We start from the raw sequence: 22,983 nt of genomic DNA, 5'->3' as shown, positions 1-22,983 counted from the left end.
GAACAATAACTATCAAATATTCAAATCATGGCTAAGGAAAAATTCGAAAGGTCGAAACCACACGTTAACATTGGAACGATTGGTCACGTTGACCATGGAAAAACCACTTTAACTGCAGCAATCACTAAAGTTCTTGAAAAACAAGGATTTGCTAGTTTCCGTTCCTTTGATTCGATTGATAATGCTCCCGAAGAAAAAGAAAGGGGTATTACTATCAATACGGCTCACATCGAGTATCAAACAGTAAACCGGCACTATGCACACGTTGACTGCCCCGGCCACGCTGACTATATTAAGAATATGGTTACCGGTGCTGCCCAGATGGACGGTGCTATCCTTGTTGTGGCTGCGACCGACGGTCCTATGCCTCAGACACGTGAGCACGTTCTGCTGGCCCGCCAGGTAAACGTACCTAAGATTGTTGTTTTCATCAACAAGGTTGACATGGTTGAAGATCCTGAGATCATCGAACTGGTTGATATGGAAATCAGGGACCTGCTTACCTTCTACAAATTCGACGGTGACAACGCTCCTATTATCCACGGATCAGCCCTCGGTGCATTGAATGGCGAACCCAAGTGGGAAGAAAAAGTTACCGAGCTGATGAAAGCTGTTGATGAGTATATTCCTCTGCCTCCGCGTGATAAAGATAAACCTTTCCTGATGCCTGTTGAAGACGTATTTTCCATCACAGGTCGTGGTACTGTAGCAACAGGAAGAATCGAAACCGGTGTTGTTCATACCAATGATGAGGTTGAACTCGTTGGTCTCGGCGCTGAAAAGAGAAAATCAGTTGTTACCGGAGTTGAAATGTTCCGTAAGATTCTTGATGACGGTGAAGCCGGTGATAACGTTGGTCTTCTTCTGCGTGGTGTTGACAAGAAAGAAATCAAGAGGGGAATGGTACTTGCCAAACCGGGTTCCATCACTCCGCACACTAAATTCGAAGCCAGTGTGTATATCCTGAAGAAAGAAGAAGGTGGCCGTCATACACCGTTCCATAATCAGTACAGGCCGCAGTTCTATCTGCGCACACTGGATATTACCGGTGAAATTACGCTTCCTGAAGGAACTGAAATGATCATGCCCGGTGATAATGTTCACATTGTTGTAGATCTGATCTACCCGGTTGCTCTTAACGTAGGTTTGCAGTTTGCAATCCGCGAAGGTGGCCGTACAGTAGGTGCCGGTCAGGTAACAAAGATTATTTCTTAATTAAATAATTAACAAACTGAACGGATGAATTCGCCATCTGAAGAGGATGACGGATTTATCTGTTTATGGCCTACGGGTGTAGCTCAGTTGGTAGAGCACTGGTCTCCAAAACCAGGTGTCGGGCGTTCGAGTCGCTCCTCCCGTGCCAAATGAAAAGATTATGAAAAGTATAACAAATTATATTCAGGATTGCTATAACGAATTGATGCACAAAGTAACCTGGCCTTCATGGAAGGAATTACAGGGTAGCGCGATTCTTGTTATGGTATCATCGATAATTATCGCCCTGGTTGTAGCCTCTATGGATCTTATCTTTAAGAACATGATGAGCGCTATTTATAATCTTTTCACCTAATAATTAAAACACGAAAGCCGGCGATATGGAAGAACACGATAAAAAATGGTATGTTCTCCGTGCCATTGGTGGTAAGGAAAAGAAAGTCAAGGAATACATCGAAAGTGAAATAACCCGGTTGAATCTGCAGGAATTTGTTTCACAGGTGTTAATCCCGCAGGAAAAGGTTTACCAGATCAGGAACGGTAAAAAAATCAGCAAGGAAAGAAGTTACTTCCCGGGGTATGTGCTCATTGAAGCCGCCCTTATCGGTGAAATACCTCATATCCTTAAAAATATTACTCACGTGATCGGCTTCCTCGGGTCAAAAGGTGATGAGCTTCCGATTCCACTCAGAACTTCAGAGGTGAACCGTATCCTAGGCAAAGTGGATGAACTGGCTGAAACTGATGAAGAACTGAACGTACCCTTTTATGTGGGCGAATCAGTGAAGGTAATTGACGGACCCTTTAACAGCTTTACCGGTGTTATTGAAGAAGTTAATGAAGAAAAGAAGAAACTCAAGGTAATGGTGAAGATATTCGGAAGAAAAACACCGCTCGAATTGAGTTTTATGCAGGTAGAAAAAGAATAAACGGAATTATAAAATACGTGGAGGATGATTATGAATTTCTTAATGCTTCCTGATTAATCATCCCGGCGTGTATTTCAACTATATTAATCAGAAACAAGTAAATTATGGCAAAAGAGGTTGCTGGATTAATTAAACTGCAGATCAAGGGAGGTGCTGCAAATCCATCACCGCCAGTAGGACCGGCTCTGGGTTCAAAAGGTGTGAACATTATGGAATTCTGTAAACAGTTCAACGCCCGCACCCAGGATAAAGCTGGAAAACTGCTTCCGGTTGTGATTACAGTGTACAGCGATAAGTCATTTGAATTTATCGTTAAGACTCCCCCGGTGGCCGTACAGCTCCTGGAAGTCTCCAAAACAAAAAGTGGTTCGGCTGAGCCTAACCGCAATAAGGTGGCTTCTGTTACCTGGGAACAGGTTAGAGCTATTGCTGAAGACAAAATGAGTGATCTTAACTGTTTCACTGTCGATTCAGCAATGTCAATGGTTGCCGGTACAGCCCGCAGTATGGGTATCACAGTAAAAGGCGATGCCCCATTTAAAAAGTAATTTTATTTCCGGATAAACATGGCAAATTTAACTAAGAACAGAAAACTGGCTTTAGCAAAAATTGAGCCTGCCAAACAATATAAACTGTCGGAAGCAACATCACTGGTGAAAGAAGTCACTACTGTGAAATTCGATGCTTCGGTGGATATAGACGTTCGGCTGGGTATCGATCCTAAAAAAGCCAATCAGATGGTTAGGGGCGTGGTTACGCTACCCCATGGAACCGGTAAGCAAATCAGGGTACTTGTGCTTTGCACTCCTGATAAGGAAGAAGAAGCAAAGGCAGCAGGTGCTGATTTCATTGGCCTTGATAATTATGTCGAAAAGATCCAGGGTGGCTGGACAGACGTTGACGTCATTATCACCATGCCTGCTGTAATGGGAAAAATCGGTAAATTAGGTAAGATCCTCGGACCCCGCGGACTTATGCCGAACCCCAAGAGCGGTACTGTAACTATGGAAGTTGGTAAAGCTGTTAAGGAAGTAAAGATGGGTAAAATCGATTTCAAGGTTGACAAAGCCGGAATCGTTCATACATCCATCGGAAAAGCCTCTTTCTCGGCCGATCAGATTGCTGAAAATGCAAGGGAGTTTTTACACACTCTCGTTAAACTGAAACCGGCTGCTGCAAAGGGTTCTTATATCCGCAGCATTTATCTTTCCACTACGATGAGCCCCGGAATTAAAGTCGATGCCAAAGCATTCGACGAATAATTTAAAGACCAAAATTCGATGAATAGGGACGAAAAAAACAGGATAATCAACGACCTGACTGATTCCATCAGTAATGCAAAGCATTTCTATGTTGCTGACATTTCGGATCTGAATGCCGAAACCACAAGCAAACTGAGAAGAGCCTGCTTCGAAAGGGATATCAAACTGGTTGTGGTTAAAAATACCCTGCTTAAAAAAGCTTTGGAGAAATTTGACGGCAAATATGAAGGTCTGTACTCTTCACTGGAGAATTCAAGCTCCATCATGATAACAGACAAGAATAACGGCCCGGCAAAACTGATTAAGGAGTTTCGTAAAACAAACAAGAAACCCGTTCTCAAAGCTGCTTATGTAGAGGAATCCATTTACGTTGGCGATGATCAGCTCGATGCATTGTCAAGTATTAAGTCTAAGGAGGAACTTGTTGGCGATATCATACTGCTTCTGCAGTCGCCCGCACGCAACGTCATCTCCGGTTTACAGTCAGGCGGAAATAAACTGGCTGGAATAGTAAAAACACTTAGTGAAAAAGAATAATTATAACAAATAAACAACAAATTAAAATGGCAGATTTGAAAGCTTTCGCAGAACAATTGGTTAACTTGACTGTTAAAGAGGTTAACGAATTAGCCAAGATATTAAAAGATGAGTATGGTATTGAACCCGCAGCTACAGCAGTTGCAGTTGCAGGTCCTGCCGCCGGCAGTGCTGAAGGCGCTAAGGCTGAAGAGAAATCAACCTATAACGTTTTCATGAACCATCCGGGTGGAGCCAAACTTCAGATTGTAAAATTGGTTAAGGACATTACCAACCTGGGACTTAAGGAAGCAAAAGAACTTGTTGACAAAGCCCCGGTTGCAATAAAGGAAAATGTTTCGAAAGAAGAAGCTGAATCGATAAAAGCTCAATTAGTAGAAGCCGGAGCCGACGTTGAACTTAAATAAAGTTAACACACGTAATGATATCATTTAGGTTTAATCCCGATACGTCGGGATTAGACCTTTTTGTCATTCTCACAACTTTAGTTCAACATTTTTTATCTACAACATAATGACCAAATTAAATACAGAAAGAATCAGTTTTGCCAGGACCAAAAACCAACTGTCCTATCCTGATTTTCTCGAGATCCAGTTGAAGTCCTTCCGTGACTTCTTCCAGCTTGAGACCACTCCTGAAAACAGGAAAAATGAAGGGCTCTTTAAGGTTTTCCAGGAAAACTTCCCGATAACTGATACCAGGAACAACTTTGTCCTGGAGTTTATGGATTACTTTGTTGATCCGCCACGTTATTCGATAGAAGAATGTATTGAACGAGGTTTGACCTACAGCGTACCGCTGAAGGCAAAACTCAAGTTATACTGCACCGATCCGGAGCACGAGGACTTTGATACGGTGATCCAGGACGTTTACCTGGGTACCATTCCGTATATGACCGAGCGCGGGTTATTCGTTATCAACGGTGCCGAACGTGTTGTTGTTTCACAGCTGCACCGTTCCCCCGGTGTGTTCTTCGGACAGAGCATCCATGCTAACGGAACAAAGCTTTATTCAGCCAGGATCATTCCTTTTAAAGGATCATGGATTGAGTTTGCAACCGATATAAACAACGTAATGTATGCTTATATCGACCGTAAGAAAAAGCTTCCCGTTACCACTCTGCTTAGAGCCATTGGATTCGAAAGTGATAAAGATATCCTTGAAATCTTCGATCTCGCTGATGAGATTAAGGTTTCTAAAACTGCTTTGAAAAAACTGGTCGGAAGAAAACTGGCCGCCCGTGTTCTTAAATCCTGGGTTGAAGACTTCGTGGATGAGGATACCGGTGAAGTGGTTTCAATCGAACGTAATGAAATCATTATCGATCGTGAAACCGTGCTGCTCGATGAGCATATTGATGCCATTATTGATTCAGGCACAAAGGCCATCCTGCTGCATAAAGAAGGACAGAACCTTACCGACTTCGAGATAATTTACAACACATTACAAAAAGACCCTTGTAACTCGGAAAAAGAAGCTGTTCTCCATATTTATCGCCAGTTGCGTAACAGTGAGCCGCCCGACGAAGCCACTGCCCGCGACGTGATCGATAAGCTTTTCTTCTCCGATAAGAGATATGATCTTGGTGAAGTTGGCCGCTACAGGATTAACAAAAAGCTTAACCTGGAAACTGCCATGGATACCAAGGTGCTTACCAAGGAAGACATTATTCGCATTATCAAATATCTTATTGAGCTGATTAACTCAAAGGCTGATGTGGACGATATCGACCATTTAAGCAACCGTAGAGTACGCACTGTTGGCGAACAACTTGCATCACAGTTTGGTGTAGGTCTTGCCCGTATGGCACGAACCATCCGTGAAAGAATGAATGTACGCGATAACGAAGTATTCACACCAATCGACCTGATCAATTCCAAGACGCTGTCGTCGGTGATTAACTCGTTCTTCGGTACCAACCAGCTTTCGCAGTTCATGGACCAGACGAACCCGCTTGCTGAAATTACCCACAAACGCAGGCTTTCAGCACTCGGACCCGGTGGTCTCTCAAGAGAACGCGCCGGATTCGAAGTCCGTGACGTTCATTACACGCATTACGGCCGCCTCTGCCCTATTGAAACACCCGAAGGTCCGAATATCGGTCTTATATCATCCCTCTGCGTATATGCCAAGATTAACTCGCTCGGTTTCATCGAAACCCCTTACCGCAAGGTTAATGAGGGTACAGTGGATCTGAGTGACGAAGGCATTATCTGGCTTAGCGCGGAAGAAGAGGAAGCCAAGGTTATCGCTCAGGCCAATGCGCCAATCAAGACTTCAGGTGAATTCGAAAATCCGAAGGTGAAAGCTCGCTACAATGCCGACTATCCGCTTTCAGACGCTCATGAAATCAACCTGATGGACGTAGCTCCCAACCAGATTGCATCAATTGCGGCTTCATTAATCCCGTTCCTCGAACATGATGATGCCAACCGTGCACTGATGGGATCAAACATGATGCGCCAGGCTGTTCCGCTTATCAATCCCGAAGCTCCTGTTGTAGGAACCGGAATTGAGCACGGAGTGGTCCGCGATTCACGTTTCCTCCTCGTTGCCGAAGCTGACGGCGTGGTGGAATATGTTGATTCAAACGAAGTGGTGATCCGCTACGTAATGACCGAAGATGAGAAATTTGTGAATTTCGACGGGGACACCCGCAGATATAAACTGTTGAAATACAGGAAAACCAATCAGAATACCTGTATAAATCTTAAACCGATCGTTCAGAAAGGTGATAAGATTACAAAAGGCCAGATCCTTACCGAAGGATATTCAACCAGCCAGGGCGAGCTTGCTCTCGGAAGAAACCTGATGGTTGCCTTCATGCCCTGGAAAGGATACAACTTTGAGGATGCTATCGTGATCTCCGAAAGAGTGGTTCGCGAAGACCTTTTCACATCCATCCATATCGATGAATACATGCTCGAAGTTCGCGACACCAAACGCGGTCTTGAAGAACTTACAGCTGATATTCCCAATGTGAGCGAAGAGGCTACAAAGAACCTCGATGAAAACGGTCTGATCCGCATCGGTGCTGAAGTTAACCCGGGCGATATCCTGATTGGCAAGATTACACCTAAGGGTGAATCCGATCCTTCACCTGAAGAAAAACTCCTCAGGGCCATCTTCGGCGATAAGGCCGGCGATGTGAAGGACGCTTCGCTTAAGGCACCCCCTTCATTACAGGGTGTTGTTATTGATAAGAAATTGTTCTCACGTTCAGTGAAGGACAAGAAGCTGAAGACTTCTACAAAGCCGATCCTCGACAAGATCGAAGAAGAATTCGAAAGGAATTCGAACGAGCTGAAGGCCAAGCTGATCGATAAGCTCTTTATTGTTGTGAACGGAAAGACATCGCAGGGTGTTAAAGACTACTATAATGTAGATGTGATCCCCCGCGGTGCCAAGTTTACCCTGAAAGTGCTTCAGGATATCGATTTCCAGAACATCAATCCGAATAAATGGACAACGGATAAAGATAAGAATGAAATTATCAAGACCCTCATCCATAACTATATTATCAAATTCAAGGAAGTAGATGCCATTTACAAGCGCAAGAAGTACAGCATCACAATCGGTGATGAGCTTCCTGCAGGTATTGTTCAGCTTGCCAAAGTTTACGTTGCACAGAAACGTAAGGTAAAGGTGGGTGATAAAATGGCAGGTCGCCACGGAAATAAGGGTATCATCTCCCGTATTGTACGTGCTGAAGACATGCCGTTCCTTGAAGACGGAACCCCGGTTGACATCGTGTTGAACCCGCTTGGTGTGCCTTCACGTATGAACCTGGGCCAGATTTACGAAACTGTTCTGGGATGGGCCGGTAAGAGAATGGGTGTGAAGTTTGCTTCCCCTATCTTCGACGGTGCTTCGATAGAACAGATTGCACAGTATACTGAAAAAGCCGGAATCCCGCGTTTCGGTAAAACCTACCTCTTTGACGGCGGCACAGGTGACCGTTTTGACCAGCCTGCCACAGTGGGTATCATTTATATGATCAAACTGGGACATATGGTTGACGACAAGATGCACGCCCGTTCAATAGGACCTTACTCGCTGATCACTCAGCAGCCGTTAGGCGGTAAGGCTCAGTTCGGAGGTCAGCGTTTCGGAGAAATGGAAGTTTGGGCACTCGAGGCATTCGGTGCAGCCAATATCCTCCAGGAAATCCTGACCATCAAATCGGATGATGTGGTAGGAAGAGCCAAGGCTTATGAATCGCTTGTAAAGGGCGAACCTCTGCCTGTACCGGGTATTCCAGAATCACTGAACGTTCTGCTTCACGAGCTCAGAGGACTTGGTTTAAGCATAAACCTTGTTTAAATAAAGCTTTGAAGTTTTTCAGATTGTTTTTAACTGTAAATAAGGAAATTATATATGTCATTCAGAAGGGACACAAAAGTAAAATCGAGTTTCTCCAAAATATCCATCAGTCTTGCTTCCCCCGAGGAAATCCTTGAGCGTTCAAGCGGTGAGGTACTGAAACCCGAAACAATCAACTACAGGACTTACAAGCCCGAGCGTGACGGTTTGTTCTGTGAACGAATATTCGGCCCTGTTAAGGATTATGAATGTCACTGTGGAAAATATAAGAGAATACGTTATAAGGGTATCGTATGCGACCGTTGCGGTGTTGAGGTTACTGAAAAGAAGGTGCGCCGCGAAAGAATGGGCCATATCTCACTTGTTGTTCCCGTGGCTCATATCTGGTATTTCCGCACTCTGCCCAATAAGATAGGATACCTGCTCGGACTGCCGTCGAAGAAACTCGACAGCATCATTTATTACGAGCGTTACGTGGTGATTAACCCGGGTATTAAAGCCAATGACGGCGTTCAGTATCTCGATTTCCTTACTGAAGAGGAATACCTTGATATAATGGAGTCTCTTCCTAAGGAAAATCAGTTGCTCGATGACGGACATCCGGATAAATTCATTGCCAATATGGGTGCCGACGCGCTGTATGCTCTGCTTCAGCGTCTCGATCTTGACACTCTTTCCTATGACCTGCGCCATAAAGCCAACACCGAAACGTCACAACAGCGTAAGAACGAAGCGCTGAAGAGACTCCAGGTTGTTGAAGCGTTCCGCGCATCAAAAGGAATCAATCACCCCGAGTGGATGATCCTGAAAGTTATTCCGGTTATACCGCCTGAATTAAGGCCTCTTGTTCCCCTGGATGGCGGCCGTTTTGCTACCTCCGACCTGAATGACCTTTACAGGAGGGTGATCATCCGCAATAACCGTCTGAAAAGGCTTATCGAAATCAAGGCTCCTGAAGTCATTCTTCGCAATGAAAAGCGTATGCTCCAGGAAGCAGTGGATTCACTCTTTGATAATTCAAGGAAATCCAATGCGGTAAAGACTGATGCAAACCGTCCGCTGAAATCTTTGAGCGACAGCTTAAAAGGTAAACAGGGTCGTTTCCGTCAGAACCTGCTCGGTAAACGTGTTGACTATTCTGCCCGTTCGGTTATCGTTGTTGGTCCCGAACTGCAGCTTCATGAAACCGGTCTGCCCAAGGAAATGGCGGCTGAATTATACAAGCCGTTCATCATCCGCAAACTGATCGAAAGAGGTATTGTTAAGACTGTAAAATCAGCAAAGAAAATAGTGGATCGCAAGGATCCCGTTGTATGGGATATCCTTGAAAACGTGCTGAAGGGCCACCCGGTTCTGCTGAATCGTGCTCCTACGCTGCACAGGCTCGGTATCCAGGCTTTCCAGCCTAAACTTATCGAAGGTAAAGCTATTCAGCTCCACCCGCTTGTATGTACGGCTTTCAACGCCGACTTCGACGGTGACCAGATGGCTGTTCACCTTCCCCTGGGTAATGCTGCAGTGCTTGAAGCTCAGATCCTGATGCTTGCATCACACAATATTCTGAACCCCGCTAACGGTGCGCCTATCAATGTTCCTTCGCAGGACATGGTTCTTGGTTTGTATTATATGACCAAATCAAGAAAGAGCACGGCTGACGAGAAGGTTCGCGGCGAAGGAAGTGCGTTTTACTCACCCGAAGAGGTGATCATTGCTTATAATGAAAAACGTGTTGACCTTCATGCCAACATTAAGGTCAGGATCATGGATCATTCCAATGGTATTCCCGAAAAGAAGATCATAGAAACCACTGTTGGACGCGTACTTTTCAATGAAGTGGTTCCCAAAGAAGTAGGTTATATCAATGAAATTCTTACCAAGAAATCATTGCGCGACATCATCAGCAATGTGCTGAAGAAAACCGGAACTGCACAGACAGCACACTTCCTCGATTCTATCAAGGAACTGGGCTTCCAGATGGCATTCCGCGGTGGTCTTTCATTCAACCTCGACGACGTGATTGTTCCGCAGGAAAAGGAAGAACTCATGAACGAAGGTTATGAGCAGGTTGATGAAGTGCTGAATAACTATAACATGGGATTCATCACAAACAACGAACGCTACAACCAGATCATCGACATTTGGACACATACCAATGCCAAGCTTACACAGACTTTGATGAAACGTCTGTCGACTGACAAGCAGGGATTCAACCCGGTTTACATGATGCTTGACTCAGGCGCCCGTGGATCTAAAGAGCAGATCCGCCAGCTTTCAGGTATGAGGGGTCTTATGGCTAAACCACAGAAATCAGGTTCAACCGGATCAGAAATTATCGAAAACCCGATTCTTGCCAACTTTAAAGAAGGCCTTTCGGTTCTTGAATACTTCATATCCACCCACGGTGCCCGTAAGGGTTTGGCCGATACGGCTCTTAAGACAGCTGACGCCGGTTATCTGACCCGACGCCTTGTTGACGTTTCACAGGACGTGATCATCAGCGAAGAGGATTGCGGAACACTGCGCGGACTGGTTGCTACAGCAATCAAGAATAACGAAGAAGTTGTTGAATCACTGTATGAAAGAATACTTGGACGTACTGCGGTTCACGATGTATATCATCCTCTTACAGGAGAACTCATCGTTTCTTCAGGTGATGAAATCAATGAAGAAATTGCCCGCACTATTGATGATTCTCCCATCGAACAGATGGAAATCAGGTCAGTGCTTACCTGCGAATCACGCAAAGGGGTTTGTGCAAAATGTTATGGCCGTAACCTCGCTACAAGCCGTATGGTTCAGAACGGTGAGGCAGTGGGCGTAATTGCAGCACAGTCAATCGGTGAGCCGGGTACACAGCTTACGCTGCGTACATTCCACGTTGGAGGTACCGCTATGAGTATAGCAACCGAATCAAGGATTGTGGCAAGGTATAACGGACTTGTAGAAATTGACGAACTCAGGATTGTTGAGCGCACTGAAGCTGACGGAAGCAAATCGGATATCGTAATCGGCCGTCTGGCTGAAATCCGCATTGTGGATAAGAAAACCGGCATAGCGCTGACGACAAATAATATTCCTTACGGTGCCAAACTGTTTGTAAAAGCAGGTGCCGAGGTAAATAAGGGCGATCTCCTTTGCGAATGGGACCCCTATAATGCAGTAATTATCTCTGAAGTACCCGGTGTTGTAGCTTTCGAAAGCGTAATCGAAGGGATTACCTATAAGGAAGAATCCGACGAAGTAACCGGATACCGTGAAAAGGTTATCACTGAAACCAGGGACCGTACCAAGAACCCCGGTATCGAAATCAGGGATAAGAACGACAAGATGCTGAAGACCTATAACCTGCCTGTCGGATCACACCTTAGCATTGAAGAAGGTGCGACAGTTAAAGCAGGCGAAATCCTGGTGAAAATCCCGAGAGCCATTGGTAAGTCGGGTGACATCACAGGTGGTCTGCCCCGCGTAACCGAATTGTTTGAAGCACGTAATCCTTCGAATCCTGCTGTTGTTTCTGAAATCGACGGTGAAGTGTCATTCGGTAAGGTAAAACGTGGTAACCGTGAAATAACGATCACAACAAGGGCCGGACAACAGAAAAAGTACCTGGTACCGCTTTCAAAGCAGATCCTCGTACAGGAGAATGACTATGTGAAAGCCGGTATTCCGCTCTCAGACGGAGCCACAACTCCTTCGGACATTCTTGCAATTAAGGGACCCACAAAGGTTCAGGAATATATTGTAAATGAAGTTCAGGAAGTTTATCGTCTCCAGGGTGTGAAGATCAATGATAAGCACTTTGAAGTAATCGTCCGCCAGATGATGCGCAAGGTCGAAATCATCGATCCGGGTGACACAAAATTCCTTGAAAAACAACTTGTTGACAAATGGGAATTCTTTGAAGAAAACGATTGGATCTATGGCAAGAAGGTGATTGAAGACGGCGGAGATTCCGCTACTTTGAAAGCCGGCCAGATAGTAACCGCACGTAAACTCAGAGATGAAAACTCCATGCTGAAACGTAAGGATCAGAAGCCTATTAAAGCCAGGGATGCTGTTCCGGCTACTTCGCAGCAGATCCTGCAGGGTATTACAAGGGCCGCTCTTCAAACACAGAGCTTCATGTCAGCCGCTTCCTTCCAGGAAACCACGAAGGTTCTGAATGAGGCCGCTGTATTTGGTAAGGTTGATTACCTCGAAGGACTGAAAGAAAACGTAATTGTTGGGCACCTGATTCCTGCCGGTACCGGTAATCGCAGGTTCTCCAACCTCATCGTCGGTTCTAAAGAGGATTATGAAAAACTTACCGAAGAACGGAAGTATCACGAAACGGTAAAAGAAGAACGCTAATTCATGGAAGATAAAAAGAATCAGCAGCAGATCAGCATCGAACTGAAAGAGGATATCGCCCAGGGCATATATTCAAACCTGGCCATTATAACCCATTCACCTTCGGAATTCATTGTTGATTTTATCAGGGTTATGCCTGGTATTCCTAAGGCTGAAGTAAAATCGAGGATTATTCTCACACCGGAACATGCCAAAAGGCTGCTGCAGGCGTTGAAGGATAACATCTCGAAATTCGAATCGATCCATGGCCCCATCAAACAGGGCGAAGGCCAGGGTAATATTCCGATGCACTTTGGCGGACCTTCGGCGCAGGCATAATGAGTAAGGAATGAAAAAATGAAAGAATGAAAAAATGAAGCTGATTAAGCTGATTAAGCTGTAAAATAATAAAAGGGTGTTTCGGTTGAAACGCCCTTTTTTATTTTCCGGAATCCAGTATCCAGTAGCAGACTCTGTCAGTTCCTTCATCCATCTCCCACTCTCCCCGTGTCCCTACTCCCTACTCCCTACTTCTTCAAACCGGCAGTCCACAAAACCGCCCCCAGCAAATGCTGCTGAACCAGCGGCTCATCATAGTTATCATCCCGATGGCCTACGCCTGTATAAAAAGCCCTTCCGCCTTCAAATTCATGGCACCAGATAAACGGATGCTTTTCACCGTTTGCTCCACCGGTATATGAAGATTCATCAAGCCAGGCAAGCACTTTAATATCGGAGGAAATATTTTTGAAATTATACCATTCATCGGTTCTTGTCCATTTATCCGGAAGCATGGAAGTAGCCGGGTTATTTTTATCAGTTACATTAATAGTGGCTTTCTGTTGGGCCGGATGGGATAAAAACCACGCACCGGCAAGCTGGTTGTACCAAGGCCAGTCATACTCGGTATCCAAAGCGGCATGAATGCCTAGGTATCCGCCGCCTGAATGGATATAATTGATAAATGCCTTCTGTTGTTCTTCATTCAGAACATCCCCGGAAGTATTCAGGAACACTACGGCCTTATACTTTTTTAGGTTGCTTTCAGTGAATAAGGACGCATCTTTGGTTGTATCCACTTGAATCCCTTCTTTGGCACACGCTTCAGTTATACATTTTATGCCTGCAGGGATCGATTCATGGTAATATCCTTTTGTTTTAGAAAAAATCAGAATTGCCGGTTTGTTTTGGCTGCATGAAGGCAATGTGATCAATACTGCCAGTAAAATAGAGAGTATTTGTTTCATGGTGGATTATTTTTTAGTGAATTTAAGTAAAATTTTCTGTTAAGCGATAAGCCACGTTAGTGGCGATATCTTTGTAGTAATAACATTTCCTGTAAACACAGAGCCACTTTAGTGGCGAAATCTTAAGATATCGCCACTAGCGTGGCTCTTGCGCTTTTATATATCAATTACTACAAAGATGTCGCCACTCTGTGGCTGGAGGGCTTTCCACCTATTCTTTTTAGTTTCCGGATTGATCCGAATTGGTCATCTCATTTTCGATGAGCCATTTTCCTTTCTCATATTTCCATTGGGTGATGTAGGTACCCGCTAATTCACCCGGCAGATTTCCTTTCCATATGCCTCTTTCTACCACTATTGGATCGGAAACTATTACCGATTCAGCTTTGCTTGTTGTAAAACGAAAACCTGCATTGTAAATGAATGCATAATAATCTTTAATGTTTTCCCTGCCATAGATTGCATGGTAATTATCGGGAATCATACAGGCATTAACGGAATACAACATTGCAAGAGAATCAATTTTTCCGGAGTTGAACCATTTAACAAAATTTGCATTGGTTTCAGTTATTGTTTTTTTAGCACGGTCTTCGCTTTGAGCCTGACTATTGCTGATAAACAAAAAGATGAGCACGACTGATACAATGGGAACAGATAAAATCGATAGTTTTTTCATTGTGTTTGTTTTTAAATTAAATAAATCCAGAACATATTTATAAAGTTGCCCGAGCCAAATCCTGGTCTTATAAGCCATCCTGTCGAGGTTATAAGAGAATTTGCCAAATGAACTATAGATTTCGTAATCCAGTGTTTCGAAAATCAACCTGATTGTATAACTCCTGGGGGTCACTTCAGCTGATTCAATCCGCTGAATTGTCCTTAGACTTACATTGCATTTTCCGGCAAGTTGTCCCTGGGTCATCCCCTTGGCTAATCTCAGTTCCGAAATTTTCCTTCCTAAATCTGGCTGTTTCATAATTCATTTGAAATTCGGTGCAAGGATATATTGAACTTAAAAACTATTCAAATTTTAAGCAGGTCGTTGATGCGTCATTTATACGCCAAATTAGTAAAAATGCTGATAACTTGGGTGTTGGCAAAACCACCCTGTCGAGGTGGGTATACCCTGTCGAGGTGGTAACACTCGTGCAGGATTACATGCTTGACTATCTGCAATCTAATTTTTTATCTCCTTAAAATACGACAATTTTGGTGGAGGAGGTCCACCTACCAACCTCGGGTATGTTTTAAAATAAAACATTGGATGTTTGCATTTGATTCAGCCAAAATGTAAGTTTATAATCAGAAATAAACCATAACATATTCCAGAACCTATGGGATACCCCAAAGGCCAAACCCTAAAAGCCAGTTGTGTCATTGTTGACGATGAGCAGCAAGCGACAAGCATGATGACAAAGCTTTTATCTGCACATTCTTACCTGAAAATTGCCGATGTTGTAAATGATTCGAAACAGGCACTTGTGAGCATATTACATCATAAACCGGATTTGGTTTTCATGGATATACAAATGCCCGGCATGGATGGATTCGAGATTACAGAAGCTTTAAGTCATACTTCTGAAAGGCCATTCATTATATATGTAACAGCGTATGATAAATTTGCAATAAAGGCCATAAAGGCATCTGCCTTTGATTATTTGCTAAAACCTGTAAATGAAACAGATTTAGCGCTGACTATGGAACGTTTTATGGAACAATATTTAATAAAACAGCATAAAGTGGAATATACTGTTTTACTTGAGCAGGCATTGGGAAAAAAGATAAAATTCAATACATCAGGAGGATTTATCCTGATCAATCCACATGATATCCTATTTATTAAAGCCGACTGGAATTATTGCGAAATTTATACAGGCAATGAAAAACCCGAGCTAATTACTATGAATATTGGTTCGTTTGAGGAGACCCTTCCAAAAAGCTGTTTTGCCCGCATAAACCGCTCCACAATTATTAATCTGGCTTATCTTGAGCGGGTCAACCGGCTTAAAAGAATTTGCATACTGAAAAAAGATAATAAGAAATATGAATTTAAGATTCCAATTTTAAGAATCAGAGAGTTGGAAAAATGGTTGAATTGACACTTTTCTTCTTTTTAATTCGCTTTTATGAATTTCCTATATTCGAATATCTTACAATCGTCCAGTTTAATTATATAAATTCCTGCCGACAAGTTATCTGTATTAATACTTGTATTAGCTATAAAACTTCCTTCATACAATTTTTGACCCATGGAAGTATATATTTCATAATGAATTTGTTCTGTGTTCCCAATTGCTTCAATTATAAGTTTATTATTTACGGGATTCGGATAAAGAATTAATTTCTTTCCAAAACCGGCATAAGCAACTTCTGTAATAATAATATTTATTTTATTTGAAGGAAATGAACTACAGCCATTCAAGGTGACAACTACATAATATTCCCCGTCATAAGTAGGAATATAATCCTGAGATGTAGCACCATCTATTAACCCTGATTGATTATACCATTGATTGCCTGTAGTTTTATCTGAGTGTAATACATTTATTGCCTGTGTGATTACCGGTGAAGCCGGAGTTTCTGGTTGCGGATTGATAATTACATTGCCAGAGGCTAACGAAGTACAACCAAAAACATTAGTAACGGTAAACTTATATTGACCTTGTATGAACCCGTAAAGTGTTATATCAGATCCGTTTCCTTCAGTAATTCTGCCACCCGGATCACTTGTTAATGTCCAGGTTCCTGTCTCAGGCAAATTACCTAAAGTAATGCTACCTGTGGCCTCCATACAAGTTGGCTGAGTAGTTGCAGCAATCGCAGGTGGATTCGGTATATTGTCCGAAATATCACATGGACAACTTTTAGTTATAAAATTTAATCCTGCTACCCAAAAACTATAGTTATTGTTACCGCAAATTGTTCTTACTTCCCAGTCATAAGACAAACCGCAAGTTAATCCTGTGGCTAAAAATTGGCTCGAGTCAGTTGTCCTGCTAATCCAGTTCAAATCATTTACAGATTTATATCGTACTTCATATTCCAAAGAACTATTTACATCAGAATGCCAGTTTAGTAATGCGGAATTCTGATTTATAACAGATACTCCCAGACTGGTTGGTGAATTACATGGACAGGTAGCCGTATTAAAATTCTGTCCCGACACCCATGAACTATAATTCCCATCAACACAATTTGATCTGACCTCCCAAACATAGGTCAATCCGCAGGTCAGCCCTGAAATCGAATAATTGCTTGCAGTAATAGATTGAGTTATCCATGATAATGACGTTGCTTCTTTATATCTTACTTCATATCCCGAAGCGCCTGTAATATTTGCCCAATCCAGATCAGCTGTTGTCTGACCACTTGCACCAACTGTGAGATTATTTGGAGAATTACACTGGCAAGCTGTAAACTTGAAATCTTTTGCCGGGACCCAGGAACTGAACACACCATCGCTGCAATTTGATCTTACTTCCCAGTTATAAGTTATGCCACAGATTAGTCCGGTTAAATAATAATTATTAACCAATGTTTGCTGCACTGTCCAATTTAAACTTGTAGATGGTTTATACCGTATCTCATAAAAATAAGCGCCATTTACATTTGTCCAATTGAAGTTTGCTACACTCTGGCTGGTTACGGTTGCAGCCAATCCTGTTGGAGATACACATGCGCAGCCATCCTGAATAACGGTAACATTTTGAGAATTTACACCTGTTCCAGAAAGTGTTATGATTGCAGAACGATTATTAATACTAATATTTTCATTATAATTGACAGTAAGTGTGGTTGGATTAGTTTTGGCAGCTGAAAGCCAATCAGAAGTTTCAGTTGATTTCCATTCAGTATTGGAATTTATTGAAAATGTAGCAATACCTGCAGATGAAGAAACATTCTGGCTCACAGGCATAATCTCCAAGAACAAAACTATGAAGTTTTCGGCAGTTGCGTCCTTTGTTATATTCTGATATGATCTGCTTGTGGGTGTAAACGAATAATTATCTTTTAAAGGTGTAACTGTACCACTCCAGCCATAGGATACATTCAATGAATAATCTCCGTTTAAATCCGATACAACAGACATAGGAATACCATCGGTATAATTGAGAGTCACACCAGAAGCTCCGGCATTGCCTGAAATCTTGTACTGAACGATATCTGTAGCATAATCTTGTGCGAATTTATCTGCAATGATATTGGTATAGGATCTGGTTGCAGGAGTAAATATCACCCCAGGTTTGGAAGGTGTTATAGTCCCGCTCCATTTATAGGGGACTATAATAGTATAGTTTCCAATACCATCTGAGATGGCTGTTTTTGTAACGCCATCGATATATGTCATTGTTACACCTGACGCACTTGTATTGCCTGAAATTTTAAATGTAACGGCAGTTGCTGAGAAATTCTGCCCGCTTTGATCTGCGATTACATTAGAATAAACGGCATTGATCGGAATAAAGGAATAACCATTTTTGGTGGGTGTAACAATGCCATTCCAATTATAAGATACAGTGAACGAGTAATTACCATTTTCATCTGAAATAACTGATTTTGAAATACCATCGGTGTAGCTGAGAATAACGCCTGCTGTTCCGGCATTTCCACTAATTGAATAGACTAACGGATTAGCACTAAAATTCTGAGCAGAATAATCGGATGTTATATTTATATAAGATCTGTTAACGGGTAAAAAACTATAACCTTCTTTAAAAGGGATTACATTACCGTTCCAATTGTAAGAAACCCTTATAGTATAGTTTCCACTGGCATCAGAACTAATTGTTTTATGTGATCCATCATAAAAGCTTAATGAAACCCCTGGTAAACCTGTATTGCCATTTATAGTATAGGTTATAGGATTCGCTGCAAAATTTTGAGCTGATTGGTTATTATTTAAATTTGAATATGATCTCGACACAGGGCTAAATGTATAGCCCTGTTTGGAAGGCGTAATGGTTCCACCCCATTCAAAAGGAACAATGATTGAATAATCACCATTTAAATCTGAAGTAACTGACTTTGACGTTCCATCTGTATAAGTTAATGCTGTTCCATATATGTCGGTAATTCCACTTATGTTAATGTACGGAGCTGTCGTTTGAGTTACAGTAACCGTTTTGGGTGAAAATCCATTCCCACTCAAGGTTATTTCACCGGTTCGTGAAATGCTGCTGCTCTTATTAGCAAGGGTGCTAATGACAGTAATTACCTGATCATTGCGTCCCTCAGTACAGTTTATGTCGAACCAGGAAGTGTTTTCAGTTAGTTTCCAAGCTGTGTTGGAGGATATGGTGAATCTGCTGCTGCTACCTGTATTGTAGCTTAAAGCAATATCATAATAATCAACATCAGCAACTGGATCATAATGAACTACCGTATGAGAAGCACTAGAGCTATTATTAAGTCGATCAGTGGTATTGATTAATATATCGTTTTGACCGGAAACGATTGGGATGACTAAATTAAAGCTACCATCTGAAGCTATTGGGATGCTCTGAAATTCAGTCGCATTTAATTTAACTATAACAGATTTCAGGCCAACTGCATCAATAATATTCCCCTTTAAATGTACGGTATCATAACTGGTTTGAAAACCAGCAGGGGGATATGCTATGTTTATTTGTGGACCATCCAGGTCAAACGGAGCATAGAATTTTACAGTTGAACCATATATGGCTGCAATAATGTTTTTCGAACTCCAACGAACTCCGCGGATATCTTCTGTTGTGCCTGTAACGAGATCATATAAGATACGATTGTCCGACGGATCTATTATCTTTAAATATCCGTTACCGCTTGTATTCCCGGCACAAACCAAGCTTTTTCCATCAGGTGACCAATCAATTGAATAAAAACTCCCATTATCGGATCCCAATGAAAACTTATTAATCAGGGCACCCGTACCAGCATTAATAATATATAAATTATTATTTCCTGTATATTTTCTTCCAAGTACAGCAACTTTTGTTTTATCGGGTGATATGGAAATGCCATATAAAAATGGCCTTTCACTGGAAAATTTCCATCTTGTTATCGGGGATGCATTAAAGTTATACAAGTACGTGTTACCTTTTTCTGTCACTACAGCAAGATAATTTCCTTTCCAGTCCATGGCCTGGATGAGATCTGTTGCATCGTCGGTATAGCAATAGGTTTTTTGGAAATTTTCTCCATTATTGATAATTATTTGATTAAGTGAGCCACTAAAACTATTCGCCAGAGCAAACCTGATATCATCAGTACCATCAGACCATGCAACAGTATTTGTCCTTGTATTGTTTGGATTGTATGGAGTACATACTTTTGTTTGATTATCATAAATATAAAAAACAGGATTATCGTTTGATCTCCCCATGATAAGCTTTTGGCCTGTCTTAGAAAATGAAAGGGATGTTGGGTTCCCGGTATTTGGACCGCTATAAACTATATCAAATGAAGGGAATCCGACAATTTTACCTGGCGTGTAAGCAAATTCATTGCCATCTGCATTCCAGTCGATTTCACATTCCATATTTTCTGTTGAACTTGCATCGACAAGTGTATAGAAAGGCTGAATTTTAGGAATATCACCAACAAAAACCGATAAAGAGAATGTTGAAGTTGTAGGTCCCGCGGTTATTGTTATGGTGGCTATACCACTTGTATTGACATTTAATACCGGTGCGGGTAAAAATGTGCCCGGATCATCATTTTCGCCTAATATCTGAGTGAATGATTGACTACCATTCTGAAATTGGCCGAAATTGGTAGATACAGTGCAGGACACGCCTTCGACTGCCTGACCATTACTTGAAAATGAAACAAAAGGATCTAATTTGTAACTGGATCCTGATGCGTTAGTTGACAATAAAAATGTATTAAGAGTTATATTGTAGGTCCCATTTCCGGCAGAAGTAACCTTAATTGTGGTGGAACCTGAGGGACTATTGGTTGTTTGTGCAGTTGCCTGGATTGTAGTTGTACCGGTTTGATCAGGAGTAAATAAAGTTTTCACTACTCCCTGAGCATTTGTTACAGCATTTCCCGGAATTAACTGACCAAAAGTGGAATAAAACTGGATTGGAATTCCTGACATTGGCTGCCCGAGTCCGTTTACCAACGTGGCTGTTATGGTTGATGTATTTGAGCCATCGAAAATAATCTGAGAAGGATAAGCAAGAACACTCAAACCGGCATTTGCTACCTGAAATGAAGCATTATATGAGGTTGCGGCCTGATAACCGGTCTTTGAGGCATTCACCATTAAGTTATGCGGACCGGTTGCTGTGGGGGCTGTGAATGTAGCCCTATAAATGCCGTTTTCAATTTCGCTACAGGTTACAGGTGATTTATTATCTAATGAATAGCTTACATTAGCACCGGTTAATTGATTATTTAAGGTAATCGAAACCGTAACATTTTCAGAAGGTAAATAAGCTGACTTATCAAATTGAACTGAAGAAAATGAAATTTTTGCCGGTGATGAAGTTGTGACCTTAATCATATACGGATGTAAATGAGGATCAGTCAATGCTTCTCCTTTTATTTTCATATAATATGTTTCTCCATATTGTACCGAAAAAGTAAAGTAGCCCGTATTATCAGGAAAATCGGAATGGTCTATTAGCATGAAAGGAGTTCCATTACTGGAGTTATAAAGTGCTATTTGCCAATTATTTATATTATTAAATTCACGTATATCAATTCTACCAGTACCAGTTATATCAGAAGTGAACTTATAGTAATCTACATCAAGATGATTGTTTTGTGATTTAAAGGTTGCAAAACCGCTTATGTATTGACTAATTGGCTGATTAATCTGTAATTCATAAGCAAATTGTTTTAAATCTGGTTCGTCCATTCCCCTTAACAAACTGTAAACATCCTTTGTTTCGTTCATATGAAAGGCATTCATTAATAACGTATCGGAAATTCCATGAGGACAAGAACCTTCATTATCGTGTAACCATTGTCGATTTAACATTACCACTCCATCAAACACAGTACCCCAGTTTGAAGTAAGCCAGGTATAAGGTATGTTGGTAGGTAATGGCATATAGGAGTTGTCTTTAAATTTATTTACCGGATCATTTATACCAGAAACTGAGTTTATTAAACCATCACAATTAATATCATTATTATGATAGCCTGTCCCTAGAATTCCCTCATAACCACCATATAAATACAACATATCTATACAGCTGCTTAAATCACATAGTTCAAATCTTAGGTCTCTTACAGCTTCTGATTTAGAATCAAGTATTAAGGGAATCGTAAGAGTTAAGTCGTTCGCACCTGAATGCGGTGTTCCAATTGTCAAAACCTTTGCCACATCATGTCCATCCGTTTGATTGGGATCTATCCAATAAGAATGAGGATTATTGGTTATTCCATTTATAGTTCTCTGTAAATACTCTCTTATCGCCAATCCGCCCATCGAATGTCCTACCAAGATAACTTTATCAGATTTTTCAAGTATCAATACTTCCTTAATCATTTTACCTAATGCGTAGCCCTGCTTGTAGATTGCGCTTTGGTTGCTTTTTATATGGTCTTCGTGTCCCTCTTCGGCGAATTGTGAATTATCAAAATTTATAACATATAACCGATTACTTGAAGGCACTGCAGGTTTTACTCTCCAGCCGATAACATCTATATCATTTGATAATATTGATGATGATAAACTTCCGTTGTCATGATTCAGGCAAACATCAAATATTTTAGCATCACCACCTAACTCGGCCACTATTTCATTCCAAGTAGTATTGCTACCTATAAGCCCATGAACAAATATTAGCGGATATGGAGGCTTCGCAAATTGGGACAATAGGTAAAAAGGAAAAAATTGAATTACCAGAAGGACAATAAATACCTTCATCTTGATATTTGAGGATAAGTGGTTTGCTTTCATATAGGATAATTAAGCAGGTATTATTTATACCTGAATGAGAATAAATTAAGGCGCCCTTTAATGAAGTAAGTAGTCTGCCATAAAAATATCGGATTCCATTATAGCTGATTTCAAATAATCATTTGGTTGATGGAAAGAAAGGATTTTATATAGAAAAGATATATCAGGTTGAATTCGTTATTAACGAGTGCTAATGGAAAATAAGTCATGCAAACGAGGCGAGGAGAGATTGACTATAAAAAAAG

At 41.7% G+C, this 22,983-nt stretch carries 14 protein-coding genes and 1 tRNA gene; 12 read left to right on the top strand and 3 right to left on the bottom strand.

Translation table 11 applies throughout. The features are described from left to right. The first annotated feature begins 27 nt into the window (after nt 1-27). From tuf to VK179_08495, 11 genes are all read left to right on the top strand, one after another. Nucleotides 28-1,215, top strand: a complete 1,188-nt coding sequence (tuf, locus tag VK179_08545; protein HLO58777.1) for an elongation factor Tu — start codon at nt 28-30, stop codon at nt 1,213-1,215. Between the two features lie 72 nt (nt 1,216-1,287). Beyond that, nucleotides 1,288-1,363: transfer RNA gene (locus tag VK179_08540), tRNA-Trp, on the top strand. A 12-nt stretch (nt 1,364-1,375) separates the two neighbouring features. Then, entirely contained in the window at nt 1,376-1,570 is a 195-nt protein-coding gene (gene secE / locus VK179_08535; protein HLO58776.1) for a preprotein translocase subunit SecE, read from the top strand. A 25-nt stretch (nt 1,571-1,595) separates the two neighbouring features. Continuing rightward, complete coding sequence (gene nusG / locus VK179_08530) at nt 1,596-2,144, top strand: transcription termination/antitermination protein NusG (GenBank protein HLO58775.1); 549 nt, start codon at nt 1,596-1,598, stop codon at nt 2,142-2,144. 104 nt (nt 2,145-2,248) lie between these two features. Next, on the top strand, nt 2,249-2,692 hold the full coding sequence (rplK, locus tag VK179_08525; GenBank protein HLO58774.1) for a 50S ribosomal protein L11: 444 nt from the start codon (nt 2,249-2,251) through the stop codon (nt 2,690-2,692). An 18-nt stretch (nt 2,693-2,710) separates the two neighbouring features. Beyond that, complete coding sequence (rplA, locus tag VK179_08520; GenBank protein HLO58773.1) at nt 2,711-3,406, top strand: 50S ribosomal protein L1; 696 nt, start codon at nt 2,711-2,713, stop codon at nt 3,404-3,406. An 18-nt stretch (nt 3,407-3,424) separates the two neighbouring features. Beyond that, nucleotides 3,425-3,943, top strand: a complete 519-nt coding sequence (rplJ, locus tag VK179_08515; GenBank protein ID HLO58772.1) for a 50S ribosomal protein L10 — start codon at nt 3,425-3,427, stop codon at nt 3,941-3,943. A 26-nt stretch (nt 3,944-3,969) separates the two neighbouring features. Beyond that, nucleotides 3,970-4,350, top strand: a complete 381-nt coding sequence (gene rplL / locus VK179_08510) for a 50S ribosomal protein L7/L12 (GenBank protein HLO58771.1) — start codon at nt 3,970-3,972, stop codon at nt 4,348-4,350. 106 nt (nt 4,351-4,456) lie between these two features. Next, nucleotides 4,457-8,266, top strand: a complete 3,810-nt coding sequence (rpoB, locus tag VK179_08505) for a DNA-directed RNA polymerase subunit beta (protein HLO58770.1) — start codon at nt 4,457-4,459, stop codon at nt 8,264-8,266. 54 nt (nt 8,267-8,320) lie between these two features. After that, on the top strand, nt 8,321-12,616 hold the full coding sequence (gene rpoC / locus VK179_08500) for a DNA-directed RNA polymerase subunit beta' (GenBank protein ID HLO58769.1): 4,296 nt from the start codon (nt 8,321-8,323) through the stop codon (nt 12,614-12,616). Between the two features lie 3 nt (nt 12,617-12,619). Then, nucleotides 12,620-12,934 (top strand): DUF3467 domain-containing protein, encoded by a 315-nt coding sequence (locus VK179_08495; GenBank protein ID HLO58768.1) that lies wholly within the window; start codon nt 12,620-12,622, stop codon nt 12,932-12,934. 188 nt (nt 12,935-13,122) lie between these two features. Here the strand turns inward: VK179_08495 and VK179_08490 are convergent, their stop codons facing one another. Both VK179_08490 and VK179_08485 read right to left on the bottom strand, forming a co-directional pair. Beyond that, nucleotides 13,123-13,842, bottom strand: coding sequence for a ThuA domain-containing protein (locus VK179_08490; GenBank protein ID HLO58767.1), 720 nt, complete (start codon nt 13,840-13,842; stop codon nt 13,123-13,125). A gap of 220 nt (nt 13,843-14,062) precedes the next feature. Further along, on the bottom strand, nt 14,063-14,818 hold the full coding sequence (locus tag VK179_08485; protein ID HLO58766.1) for a helix-turn-helix domain-containing protein: 756 nt from the start codon (nt 14,816-14,818) through the stop codon (nt 14,063-14,065). Nucleotides 14,819-15,176: 358 nt separating this feature from the next. On the opposite strand from VK179_08485, the gene VK179_08480 reads away from it, so the two are divergent. Next, on the top strand, nt 15,177-15,941 hold the full coding sequence (locus VK179_08480) for a LytTR family DNA-binding domain-containing protein (protein ID HLO58765.1): 765 nt from the start codon (nt 15,177-15,179) through the stop codon (nt 15,939-15,941). A gap of 14 nt (nt 15,942-15,955) precedes the next feature. On the opposite strand, the gene VK179_08475 is transcribed toward VK179_08480, so the two are convergent. Then, nucleotides 15,956-22,738 carry a T9SS type A sorting domain-containing protein gene (locus VK179_08475; protein HLO58764.1) on the bottom strand — a complete coding sequence of 2,261 codons (6,783 nt, stop codon included), beginning with the start codon at nt 22,736-22,738 and terminating at the stop codon, nt 15,956-15,958. Nucleotides 22,739-22,983 lie beyond the last annotated feature (245 nt).

The organism is Bacteroidales bacterium, from assembly GCA_035299085.1.
GTDB lineage: Bacteria > Bacteroidota > Bacteroidia > Bacteroidales > UBA10428 > UBA5072.
Note: the sequence above shows the minus strand (reverse complement) of the source record. Positions and strands in the feature narration are given on the sequence as shown.